The 11,579-nt window shown below is 61.1% G+C and carries 10 protein-coding genes; 4 read left to right on the forward strand and 6 right to left on the reverse strand.

Annotation, left to right across the window (positions count from 1 at the left end):
• Window position 1: 1 nt before the first annotated feature.
• Window positions 2–883, forward strand: a complete 882-nt coding sequence (locus Q0367_RS16855) for a carbohydrate ABC transporter permease (RefSeq protein WP_297634401.1) — start codon at window positions 2–4, stop codon at window positions 881–883.
• Window positions 884–1,086: 203 nt separating this feature from the next.
• Here Q0367_RS16855 and Q0367_RS16860 read toward each other — a convergent pair whose 3' ends face one another.
• From Q0367_RS16860 to Q0367_RS16875, 4 genes are all read right to left on the reverse strand, one after another.
• Window positions 1,087–2,337 (reverse strand): glycerate kinase, encoded by a 1,251-nt coding sequence (locus Q0367_RS16860; protein ID WP_298983677.1) that lies wholly within the window; start codon window positions 2,335–2,337, stop codon window positions 1,087–1,089.
• Window positions 2,338–2,640: 303 nt separating this feature from the next.
• Window positions 2,641–3,375 (reverse strand): ABC transporter ATP-binding protein, encoded by a 735-nt coding sequence (locus Q0367_RS16865; protein ID WP_297634395.1) that lies wholly within the window; start codon window positions 3,373–3,375, stop codon window positions 2,641–2,643.
• 87 nt (window positions 3,376–3,462) lie between these two features.
• Complete coding sequence (locus Q0367_RS16870; protein ID WP_298983679.1) at window positions 3,463–4,302, reverse strand: ABC transporter permease; 840 nt, start codon at window positions 4,300–4,302, stop codon at window positions 3,463–3,465.
• On the reverse strand, window positions 4,299–5,291 hold the full coding sequence (locus tag Q0367_RS16875) for an ABC transporter substrate-binding protein (protein ID WP_298983681.1): 993 nt from the start codon (window positions 5,289–5,291) through the stop codon (window positions 4,299–4,301). Before Q0367_RS16875 ends, Q0367_RS16870 begins: the two co-directional genes overlap by 4 nt.
• Before the next feature lie 397 nt (window positions 5,292–5,688).
• On the opposite strand from Q0367_RS16875, the gene Q0367_RS16880 reads away from it, so the two are divergent.
• Window positions 5,689–6,390: a hypothetical protein gene (locus Q0367_RS16880; RefSeq protein ID WP_298983683.1), complete on the forward strand. Its 702-nt coding sequence runs from the start codon at window positions 5,689–5,691 to the stop codon at window positions 6,388–6,390.
• A 74-nt stretch (window positions 6,391–6,464) separates the two neighbouring features.
• Window positions 6,465–6,908, forward strand: coding sequence for a hypothetical protein (locus tag Q0367_RS16885; RefSeq protein WP_287483318.1), 444 nt, complete (start codon window positions 6,465–6,467; stop codon window positions 6,906–6,908).
• A gap of 260 nt (window positions 6,909–7,168) precedes the next feature.
• Here the strand turns inward: Q0367_RS16885 and Q0367_RS16890 are convergent, their stop codons facing one another.
• Together Q0367_RS16890 and Q0367_RS16895 are read right to left on the reverse strand one after the other, a co-directional pair.
• Window positions 7,169–7,843 (reverse strand): phosphoribosylanthranilate isomerase, encoded by a 675-nt coding sequence (locus Q0367_RS16890; protein WP_298983685.1) that lies wholly within the window; start codon window positions 7,841–7,843, stop codon window positions 7,169–7,171.
• On the reverse strand, window positions 7,840–9,273 hold the full coding sequence (locus tag Q0367_RS16895; RefSeq protein ID WP_363325884.1) for a pyridoxal-dependent decarboxylase: 1,434 nt from the start codon (window positions 9,271–9,273) through the stop codon (window positions 7,840–7,842). The genes Q0367_RS16890 and Q0367_RS16895 overlap by 4 nt, the downstream gene beginning before the upstream one ends.
• A 534-nt stretch (window positions 9,274–9,807) precedes the next feature.
• On the opposite strand from Q0367_RS16895, the gene Q0367_RS16900 reads away from it, so the two are divergent.
• The coding region (locus Q0367_RS16900; protein ID WP_298983689.1) for an ATP-binding protein at window positions 9,808–11,579 on the forward strand (1,772 nt) is incomplete at its 3' end.

The following is an 11,579-nucleotide window of genomic DNA, read 5'->3' on the forward strand; positions in this document are numbered from 1 at the left end:
GATGGCCGCCTCGATGACAACCTCCGCTCCCACCGCCGTCCGTCGAGAGAGCCGCCTGCGCGAGAACATCCGCCTGGTGCTCTCCTACGCGTTGCTTTTCCTGATTGCACTGGTGTTCCTCTATCCGTTCGTGTTGGCGATCTCGACCAGCTTCAAGACGCTGCCGGAGATCAACGAGCGGCCGGTGGCGCTGATTCCGCAGACCTTCACGCTGGAAGGCTATCAGCGCATGTTCGCGCTCAACGTTGGGCGTTGGGCGTTCAACAGCTTTTTCATCGCAGCGACGGTGACGATTTCAAACGTGCTCTTTTCGGCGCTGGCCGGCTACTCGCTGACGCGCATTGCCTTCCCCGGCAGCCGATTCGTTTTTCTGGCCATCATCGGCACGATGATGATCCCCGGCATTGTGCAACTGATTCCGATGTTCATCGTGCTCAAGACGCTAGGCATGATCGACAGCTACACCGGCTTGATCATCCCCAAGATGGTGACGGCCTTCGGCATCTTTCTGATGGCGCAGTTCTTTGAAGCGATCCCGCGCGAGATCGAGGAGGCCGCGCGCATCGACGGCGCCGGTCGCTTCCGCATGTTCTTCCAGATCGTGCTGCCGCTGGCGCGGCCGGCCATCGTGGCGCTGGTCATCTTCAGTTTCCAGGGCAGCTGGAACGAGTTCATGCATCCGTTGATCGTGATCACGACCAATCAGGACCTCTATACGCTGCCGCTTGGTCTGGCCTTCCTGCGCGGCGGGTTGGGGCAGAACCTGCAATGGAACGCCCTCCTCGCCGGTTCGATGTTGACCACCGTGCCGATGGCGATGATCTTTTTCTTCTTCCAGCGCTACTTTATCGAGGGCATCAGCTACAGCGGCGTGAAGGGGTGAGAAGAAGGAAAAGCCCTGGCATCGTAAAGATGCTTACGTAAAGGTTATCGTCTCCAGCGAGCCGCGGAAGCGCACCAGAGCTGCGGCTACGAGCCGCAGCTACAATGATTGCCGGACGATTTTGTAAAAACATTGCGCGGCTTGCGTCATCACTCCCAAAATCTACGCGAGACAGACAAGTCACCGGTTTTGGGGCGAGTCGTTTACTTCACCAGCAGCAGCGTCACGTCGTTGACGTTCGTGCCGGTCGGGCCGGTGATGAGCAGATCGCCACTGGCCCTTAAGGCCGTGTAGGCGTCGTTGTCGGCCAATGCCCGTTGCGCATCGACGCCCTGCGCGGCCAGCCGCGCCGCGGTCTCGCCGTCGACGATGCCGCCGGCCGCATCGGTTGGCCCATCGGTGCCGTCGGTGCCGACGGAGGCCAGAACCACATCGGGCAGACCGGCCAGCGCAATCGCCGCAGACAACGCCAGCTCCTGGTTGCGTCCTCCCCTGCCGGCGCCGACGACGGTCACCACCGTTTCGCCGCCGCAGAGCACGGCGCACGGCGGCGCCAGGGGCTTCTGCTCGCTGCGCACCGAGCGCGCAATCGCCGCCAGGAAGCGGCCCGCCTCGCGCGCTTCGCAATCCAGCGTAGTGGTCAAAATCAGCGGACGATACCCTCGTTCCTGTGCAGCCTGTGCGGCGGCCTCGACGGCGACGCGCACGCTGCCGATGATGTGCGTCTCGACGTTGTCAAGCGCCTTGGGCGTTTCTTGCTCCAAAAGTTGGCGCAGCTTGGGGGACAGCGCAAGGCGATACTTGTCGATGATGGCTCGCACCGTCTCGACGGTCGTGGCGTCGGGATAGGCCGGGCCGGAGGCGATCGTGTCGAGCCGGTCGCCAAGCACGTCGGAGAGCGCCAGCGTCAGCACGCGCGCCGGCGCGGCGCGCCGGGCGAAGCGCCCTCCTTTGACGAGCGAGAGTCGCTTGCGAATGGCGTTGATCTCCACGATGTTGGCGCCGGAGCGCAGCAGCTGTTCGTTGATAGCTTGCAGATCATCGAGCGTGACGCCTTCGGGCAACGCCTCGAAGAGCGCCGACCCGCCGCCCGAGACAAGAAAGAGCACGAGGTCTTCCGCACCCAATGGATCGACCAGTTCCAGCGCTCGTTGCGCCCCTCGCAGGCTGTTGGCGTCGGGCAGGGGATGACCGGCTTCATAGACCTCCAGGCCGGGCAGCTCGCCCTGGCTGTGGCCATATTTGGTGACCACCACTCCCTGCACGATGGCGTCTCCCCATTCGGCGAGCGCCGCCTGCGCCATGCGCCACGCCGCTTTGCCGATGGCGACCAGCGTCACGCGCGGCGGAGGCGTGACGCTGCGCAGAAAATTGCGCACGGCCGGCTCCGGCGACACCGCCTCGATGGCGCGGTCAAGAATGAAACGGGCGTCTTCGCGGAGTGCAGCAATCATCGCTCCTCTCTTTCGGAGTCATGGGGGGATGTTTCGTCTTCGAGTCCGTCGGCGCCGCAGACCCTCACCCCCGGCCCTAAGGCTGGGAGAGGGGGGATGGGAACATTGTAGCTGCGGCTCGTAGCCGCAGGTCCTCCACAGAAAGGAAGCCCTCACCCCCTGGCCCTAAGGCTGGGAGAGGGGGGATGGGAACATTGTAGCTGCGGCTCGTAGCCGCAGGCCCTCCACAGAAAGAAGGCCCTCACCCCCCGGCCCCCTTCTCCCAAGGCTGGGAGAGGGGGAGAAACCGGCGCATCGCCTCCATCACGTTGCGCCTGCAAATTCGCCGGAGGCTGCGGCGCGCTGCGCCTCCTCGCGGATCAGCGTCAACACCTGGCGACGCAACGCGGCGAAGCGCGGGTCGCTCTCCGTGTCGAGCAGGTTGCGCGGCCTCGGCAGATCGACCACGACCTCCGCCTTGATGCGCCCCGGCCGCGCCGTCATCACGTAGATGCGGTCAGAGAGCAACAACGCCTCCTCGACGTCGTGTGTGATAAACAGCACCGTAGTCCGATGCGTCTGCCAGACGTTGAGCAGCAGCTCCTGCATCTGTAGCCGCGTCTGCGCGTCGAGCGCGCCGAAGGGTTCGTCCATCAGCAACATCTCCGGCTTATAGACCAGCGCCCGCGCAATGGCTACGCGCTGGCGCATGCCGCCGGAAAGCTGGTTCGGATAGGCCCGCTCGAAACCTTCCAGGCCGACCAACTGGATGTGCTCGCGCACCAGCGCGTCCTGCTCGCGACGCGAGAGCTTGCTCTTCTTCAATGCAAAGCGGATGTTCTCCTCCACCGAGAGCCAGGGAAAGAGCGTGTAGCTCTGGAAGACCATGCCGCGATCCGCGCCGGGGCCGGTGATCGGCTTGCCGTCGATCCAGATGTCGCCGGCGCTGATCGACTCCAGCCCGGCGGCCATCATCAGGAAGGTCGACTTGCCGCAGCCGGACGGTCCTACGAGCGAGACGAACTCGTTGACGCCGACGTGCAATGAAAGGTCCTGCACGGCTACAACTTCCGCCTCCCGTTGGCCGCCGAAGATCTTCCAAACGTGTTGGGCTTGTAATTTTGCTGATGGAATCATTGAATCTATCTACCGACTTTGCAGCGCCCACGGAAAGAGTCGACGATACGACCACTTGAAAAGATAGTCGGTGAACAGCCCCAGCAGGCCGATGATCAGGATGCCAAGGATGATCTGGTCGGTCTCCAGGAAGCGCTGCGCGCGCATGATGCGATAGCCGAGGCCCACGTTCGCCGCCACCAGCTCCGCCACGACGAGATAGGTCCACGCCCAACCTACGGTGATGCGAAAGGTGTCCCAGATGCCGGGCATGGCCGCCGGCAGAATGACGCTGCGCAGAATCTCCCACTGCGAGAGGCCGAAGGTGTAGCTCACCTGGATCATCTCGCGCGGGACGGTCTTGACGTTGTCCATGATCATCAGCACTTGCTGAAAAAAGACGCCGATGAAAAGGATGGCGAACTTCTGCGCGTCGCCCACGCCTAACCACAGGATCGTCAGCGGCACAAAGGCGACGGCGGGCATGTAGCGCACCAGGTCGATGAACGGCTCGAACAGCCCCTCGAAAAAGCGGAAGTTGCCCATCAGCACGCCGATCGGCACAGCCAACACGGTGGAGAGCACCCAGCCGACCATGATGCGATAGACGCTCGCCCACAGGTCCTGCCAAAGCACTCCGCTGGCGGCCTGGCTGCGCAGTTCGGCGAGCACGGCCAGCGGCGAGGGCAGGAAGATCGGCGAGACCCACTGCCCGGCGGTCAGCGCAATCCAGGCAATGAGAAAGAGGGCGATGAAGCCGACCCCGGCGCCGAGGTACCAGCGCCGGGGAATCTCTCTGCGCAGCTCAAGCAGGCGAACCGGCTGACGCCGGAGCTCGGCCGGCCGCTGCGAAGGAACAGACCCGCTCATCGGCTCACGAAGGAGGCGTCGATCAGGGCGTCAAGGTCAACCGCCGCGTCGATCAGGCCGATGGCGATCGAGACTTTCTGCACGTCCTCCATCACCTTGCGGAACTCGCCGTCGGGCGCCAGGCCGGCTGCGTTTTCGGCCAAGTCGTAGAAGACGACGCCGTCGAAGGCAGTGGCAAGCTCCTCCGGTGCGCTGCCGACGGCTCTTGCGATGATGGCGCGGCCTTCGTTGGGGTTGGCGCGCAGGAACGCCACCGCCTCGTCCCAGATCGTCATCAGCGCCTTCATCGCGTCGGGATTCGCTGCGGCGAACGCCGTGCGCGCGATCAGCACGTCGGAGATCAACCCTGGATCGGCTGCGCCGGTGTAGAGCTTCTGGATGTCCGGATTCTGGTTGATGGCCTCGGAGATGTACGGCTCATACGTGACGGCGACGTCCACCTGTCCGGCGATCAGGGCGGCTCCGGCGTCGGCGGCGGGCATCGGCGCGGCGACAATGTCGTTGATGCTCATGCCGGCCTCCGCCAGCGCATAGTTGAGCAAAAGGTCGCTCGTGCTGCCCTCCTCGAAGGCAACGGTCTTGCCGGCCAGGTCGGCGATCGACGTGATCGACGACGGGGCCAGGATGGCGTCGGCTTCGTAGGAGGCGTCCTCGACCAACACCACGCGCAGGTCGACGCCGTTGGCGAAGAGCTTGATGGCGGTGTGCGTCGCTACGTTGGCCACGTCCATGTTGCCGGAGGCGAAGGCGGCGTTGACCTCGGTGTCGGTCACGAAGTCGATCAGCTCGGCCTCGATGCCATGCTTGGCAAAAAGACCCTGCTCCTGCGCGATCCACCACGGCCCGTAGCCGATCCAGGGTTGCGTGCCGATGCGCACTTTGGTCAACGTCGTTCCGGCCTCGGCGGGCGTCTGAGGCGTCACCGCTGCGCAGCCGGCGAGCGCCAGGATAAGCGTGAACGATAGAATCAAGGTGAGGAGACGGTTCATCGTGCTTTCTCCGACTTGTGATGCCGATTTGACGGCTGCGAATCGATAGCTCTGCCAAACGATTGTACCCAAGATCGAAGCAAACGGCGAAACATTGGAAATGCACGCTTGCGTTTGGGATTGTGCGGTTCCCCACTTGGGCGCCGATCGAAGAGAAGGAAATGAGGGGGTGACATGTCGAGACCCCCATAAGCTTGTTTACGCCTATAAGTTTGTTTACGATCACAAGCCATAAAATTTCGGCGGGGCAATCGGGTGAATTGTGACTTCAACTACAGAGAGAGACGACAAAATGTTAACGTTTTTAGTGCAAGAAAGTAAGCATGGGCAATTCCTTAACTCCTAGAGATCCAAGGAGACTCAACCGGCGAAATCTGCGTGGCGAAAGGACATAGAGATGAAGAGCAAGCTGCTCCTATTTGTGATTGCTCTGGCAGGCGTCACGCTTGGGTATCTGGCTGGTGGCAACAATCGAGAAAACGATGCAGCAGCGCAATCGAAACCCATAACGACCGCCTATCACATTGTGTATCTGAGCGACCCAAGCGTCGAGCACGGAAAGTGGACGCTCGAGATGGCGCAGGCGTATGGTTTTCAGTTGCTAGAAAGCTGGACGGAGGTGCGCAAGGTTGCAGAAGTGCACCCGCTTGATGCGCTGGTGGCGGCGCAGAGCAAATTCGCGGAGTTAACAGAAACCGATCGCACATGGCTACGCTCCCAGATCGAGGAAGGTCTTATCATCGCAGGGATCGGGATTGACATTGAGCCATTTTCCGCCGCACTAGGCTTGCCGAATTTGCGCAATCCTGGGGAAGCGCGCATTCCTATCGGCGACGATGGATATATCCTGTTCTATGCACTTTTGCTGGGAACCCCTCAAGATATGCAGCTCATGCGCAAAGCCAACTGGTTGGAGCATTCCATCCTAGGAGAGCCGGTAAAACTTGACACCCCAAATGTCATGATAGGGCACCTCGGCAGATCCAGAGGAAAATTGACAAACGAGCAAGAGATTGAAAGTTTCGTTCAGGATTTATACGGCGCCATCGATTATTTCGATCGGGTGCGTGCTGAGATGGCGGGAATCAACAAGAATTAGAACCAGGCGCTACGAGCGAAAATTGTCCTCGCAAGTTATAGCACTCCGCAATATTTAATTTTTGGGAGAATAAAATGGCTTACCAATTCGCAAGAAAACTTGCCATTGTATTTATTATTGCGTTGTTTCTTGGTGCTCAGATTGGCCGACAGGTTCGCGCGGAAACTAGAAGTGTCTGGGTGGATCCGGTGGGCACCGTCGGGACTGCCTCAACCACAGGATTTCCAAGTCAAGGAAGCATAGGTAGTTCGTCCTCTTCGGTGACACTTTACTGGCTGCGGGCATACACAAAAATCTGGCATGCCGGACCGATCCTGCAAAATTATCATGATGCCTGGAATACAAATACCCGTTTTGTTCAAACACGACGGCTCATGTCTTCTGGTTATGGAGATTATGCAGTGACGCGCCACGAGTTCATATATGTGCCATCAAAACCAATGTCAGTGACCTACACCTCGGATAATGGAGCTCGTTCATGCTTTCAGGCATGGGATACTTATGTCCAGAGATGTTGAATTGTAAGGGATTAAGAAAGGCGTACGTCGCTGGGCTTTGTTGGTTTCCCTTATAGCTCTATGCTTGGCCAAGGACGCGCGGCTGGGAGCCGCACCCACGAGAAACCATTGCTTTAAATCGGGCAATGGCGCAACGATGACAATGCCCAAACAATACGGTGCAATTCGCACAGAATTGTAGAACTTTTCGACCTTGATTCACGCAACAGGGCGGCGCATTGCCCCTATTGCAAGGGCGCCATCCCGATCAAAAGTTGAAGTCAGTCAGGGGAAGGGCGAGAAGGGGGCGCCCCTCCCTTGACTGCTGCGATGAACGCACGCAGCTTCGCAGGATCCTTGCGCCCCGGCGTCGCCTCCACGCCGCTGGCGACGTCGACGCCCCACGGTTTCACCGCGCTCACCGCCTCGGCGACGTTCTCCGGCGTCAAGCCGCCGGCCAGGAGCAGCCGCTCCACTCGCTGCGCCACCGCCGCCGCCACATCCCAGTCGCCGCGCCGCCCGCCGCCGCCGAACAGATGAGGATGATAGGCGTCGATCAGAAGCTGGGGGCCAGAGGGTGAACCCAAGGGCGCATAAAGGGTGGCCAGCGACAACGCCTCCGCCACCTCTTTGGGCCGCACCGCCTTGAAGCCTCGACCCTCAAGCGCCTGCAACGCTTCGACCGATTCATCGCCGTGCAATTGCGCCAGGTCGAGGCCGGTGCGTTCTAACACGCTTTTCACCTCTGGCGCCGGCGTATTGACGAAAACGCCGACGCAGAGGGGCGGATCGGCGAACGCTGCTCGCATCTCTCTCACGATTGCAGCGACCGTCTCCGGCGCTACATAGCGGGGTGAGCGCGGATAGAAAATAAATCCCAGCAGGTCGGCGCCCGCCTCCGCGGCGACCAATGCGTCCTCCAGATTGGTTGTGCCGCAGATCTTCACGATCGTCATACGCTTCCTGAACCGCCTTTCGTCAGCCATTGCGCCTCCGCCTGAATGCGCTCCCACGCCCGCTGCACATGTTTTAACTGCGTGTGCGTCTGGCCGATGCTCATGCGCAGCGTCAGCTTGCCGTCCAGCCGCGTGTGGGTCAGAAAGAGATCGCCGCTGCGGTTGAGGCGATCCATGAGCTGCTGGTTGACGGCGTCTCCGCCTTTGTGCCGGAAGCAGACCAGGTTGAGCGGCGCGGGTGCGGCCAGCTCGAAATCTGCGCTCTCTCGCACCCACTCGGCAAATTGTTGGGCAATGCGCACATGTTCTCGCACATGAAATTGTAAGCCTTCGACGCCGTAGTGACGAATGACAAACCAGAGCTTCAGCGCGCGGAAGCGTCTCCCCAGGGGAATTTGCCAGTCGCGGTAGTCGATCACGGCGCCGGTTTGGGTTGCTGCATTGCGCAAATATTCGGGCAGGATGCTCAAGGCGTCGATCAACGCCTTGCGGTCGGCCACGAAGAACGCATCGCAGTCGAAATTGGTGAACATCCACTTGTGCGGGTTGAAGCAGTAGGAGTCGGCGAACTCCAGGCCGTCGTGAATCCAGCGAAATTCCGGGCAGAGCGCGGCTGCGCCGGACATGGCCGCATCCACGTGCATCCATACGCGCTCGCGCTGGCAAATTTCGCCGATGCGGCGCAGCGGATCGATGGCGTTGGAGGAGGTCGTGCCGACGGTGGCGCACACGAAAGTGGGGATGCAGCCTGCTGCGCGGTCGCGGGCGATCTGCTCCGCCAACGCTTCAGGGCGCATGGCGTAGCTTTCATCCACGTCGATCATGCGCAGGTTGTCTCGCCCAATGCCGGCGATCATGACGGCCTTCTCCACCGAAGAATGCGTCTGCGAGGTGATGTAGACGGTCAGATGACCTGCGCCGCCGGAGCGATTGGTCTGAAAGTGCGTTGCTCGCTCGCGGGCGGCGAGCAAGGCGCAGAGGGTGGCGCTGGAGGCCGAATCCTGAATCACGCCGCCGCCTGTGGAGGTCGATTTGAACTTCTCCGGCAGGGCCAGCATCTCCACCAGCCAATCCATCATGTGCGTCTCCAGCTCCGTGCAGGCCGGGCTGGTGAGCCAGAGCATCCCTTGCACGCCCAGGCCGGCCGAAAGCAGCTCGCCAAGAATGGCCGGGCCGGAGGCGTTGGCCGGAAAGTAGGCGAAAAAATTGGGCGACTGCCAGTGCGTGACCCCGGGCAGGATCACGCGATCGACGTCGGCCAGGATGGCGTCGAAGGGTTCGCCGTGCTGTGGCGGCGAGGTCGGCAACATGGCGCGGATGTCGCCGGGCTGCACCTGCGAGAGCACCGGAAAGGACTCCACGCGCTGATGATAGTCGGCGATCCAGTCGATCAGCGCATAGCCGTACTGACGAAACTCCTGCGGCGTCATGTGATACGAAGGGTGCGTCATAGTGGGATGATTGCTCCGTCGATTGAATTATGGATGGGTAGAGCGTGTTGCGTATTGCGTATTGAGAAATTGGCTTTGTTTCCGGGAAGCTCTTTAACAAACGCGAAGGCCGGCTTCCTTGTAAGTGCAGCTCCCAGCCGCACGCTCTCGATGGCCCGCAAGGCCTTGGGGAATGCAAGGAAGCGCAGCTCGCAGCTGCGCCTACGGGTTGCCCGAATCTTTGTGGAATTCCATCCGGATTCCTGAAAGGTTGTATTCTTCGAGAAGGCGTCATCGAACTGCGCACCATGAGAACGTAAGTCTCGCTATACTCTGCCATATAGACAGGATGAAGCGCAAAGCCGCAGAGGTGATCTACGGCGTTAGACGGTTGTTTCGTTCTTCACGATAACTCTATAATGTTTTTAGCGCTTGAAGATTTCTTAGTCCGTTGTCCTCTCGTGATCGGCTTGTTCAAAGCCTTAATTTTATGCTTCAGTGGACATTGCAAAAAGCGCGGCGGAGCAGATAAATTTGAAACCCAATCCGTCCTCATCGCCCGAGCCGCCCGCAGAGGCGCAACCTGCGACGGAGCTATCGACGCTCTTTCAGATCGGGCTGGCGATCACTTCCGGTCGCACGATGACCGAGGTGCTGCACGCCATCCTGGAAGCATGCCGTCGCGTCTTGCCGGTGGACACGCTTTATGTGGCGATCTATGACGCCGACAGCGAAAGCTATGAGATCCCCTTGTTTTACGATCTCGGCGTGTACCGTTCGCTCGATCGCATTTATGTGCGAGAGCGAGCAAGCTTGACCGGCTATGTCATCCAGCATCGGCGCACGCTTTACGTCCCCAACATGCGCGATCCCGAGGCGCAGCGCACCTACCCTTATCTGATGGTCGGCCCGGCGCCGACCGTTTCCTACGTCGGCGCGCCGATGAGGATAGGCGACCGCGTGGTGGGCGTGCTGTCGATTCAGAGCGTTGAGGCGAACGCCTACACGCCCGAGCAGATTCGCCTGCTGGAGACGATCGCCATGCAGGCGGCGGTCGCCGTCGAAAACGCCCGCCTGTACGACGCGCTGCACAGGGAGCTGGAGGAGCGCAAGGCGGCGGAGGAGCGGCTGCGCGAGCTAAACCAACAGCTGGAGCAGACGCTGGCCGAGACGAGACGGCTGGCGAGCGAGGCCGAGGCCGCCAACCGCGCCAAGAGCGAATTCCTGGCGAACATCAGCCACGAGATCCGCACGCCGCTCAACGCCGTGATCGGCATGACCGCCCTGCTGCTGGATTCGCCGCTGACCTCCGAGCAGCGCGAGTTCGCCGAGACCATCCGCATCAGCGGGGAAGCGTTGCTCAGCCTCCTCAACGACGTGCTCGATTTCTCGAAGATCGAGGCGGGCAAGCTAGAGCTGGAGCGCATTGCTTTCGATGTGATGGCGTGCGTCGAAGAAGCGTTGAGCATGTTCGCCCGCCAGGCTTCGGCCAAAGGCGTTGAGCTGGTCGCCTCGCCGGAGCGCGCGCTGCCGCTCAGAGTCACCGGCGATCCGGTGCGGCTGCGTCAGATTCTGATCAACCTGATCGGCAACGCCGTCAAATTTACGCATCAGGGTGAGGTCGTCGTCACGCTGTGGGTGGAGTGGGACGCCGTCTCGCCGCCCGCAGCCGGGGCGATGAAAAGCCTGCCCTGCACCCTTCACTTCGCCGTGCGCGACACCGGAGTCGGCATCCCGTCGGAGCGTTTGGATCGCCTCTTCCAGGCGTTTTCGCAGGTGGATTCCTCCACCACCCGCAAGTATGGCGGGAGTGGGCTTGGGCTGGCCATTGCGCGCAATCTGTGCCGGCTGATGGGAGGCGACATGTGGGTGAAGAGTGAGGAAGGCGTCGGCTCCACCTTCTTCTTCACCGTGCGCGCCGAAGCGTCTCCTGATGCGTTTTGTCGGAGAGAATCCTCGCTTGCGGGGCGAACCTTGCTCGTGCTCGATGACAATGAGGCGGCGCGCAGGGCGTTCCTGTTCTGGGCGGAGTGTTTCGGCATGGAACCCATCGCCGCCGCCTCGCAAGAGGAGGCGCTTCGAGCGTTGGAAGCGTCGTCGCCCGATCTGGCCCTGGTGGATGGAGACTTCTCGCCTCCAGTGGAGCCGCTGCTGCTTCGCTTACGGGAACGGGGCGTCCCCGTCCTCTTCACGACGATTCAACAAAACGGCGCTCCAAACAGCGGCCTCGGTGGAGACCTCTGGCTGCGCAAACCTGCACCCGTCGCAGTTTTGCTGGAGCAGATGCGCCGCGCATTGATGCAGTC

This window comes from uncultured Caldilinea sp., assembly GCF_937128415.1.
Classification (GTDB): Bacteria; Chloroflexota; Anaerolineae; order Caldilineales; family Caldilineaceae; genus Caldilinea.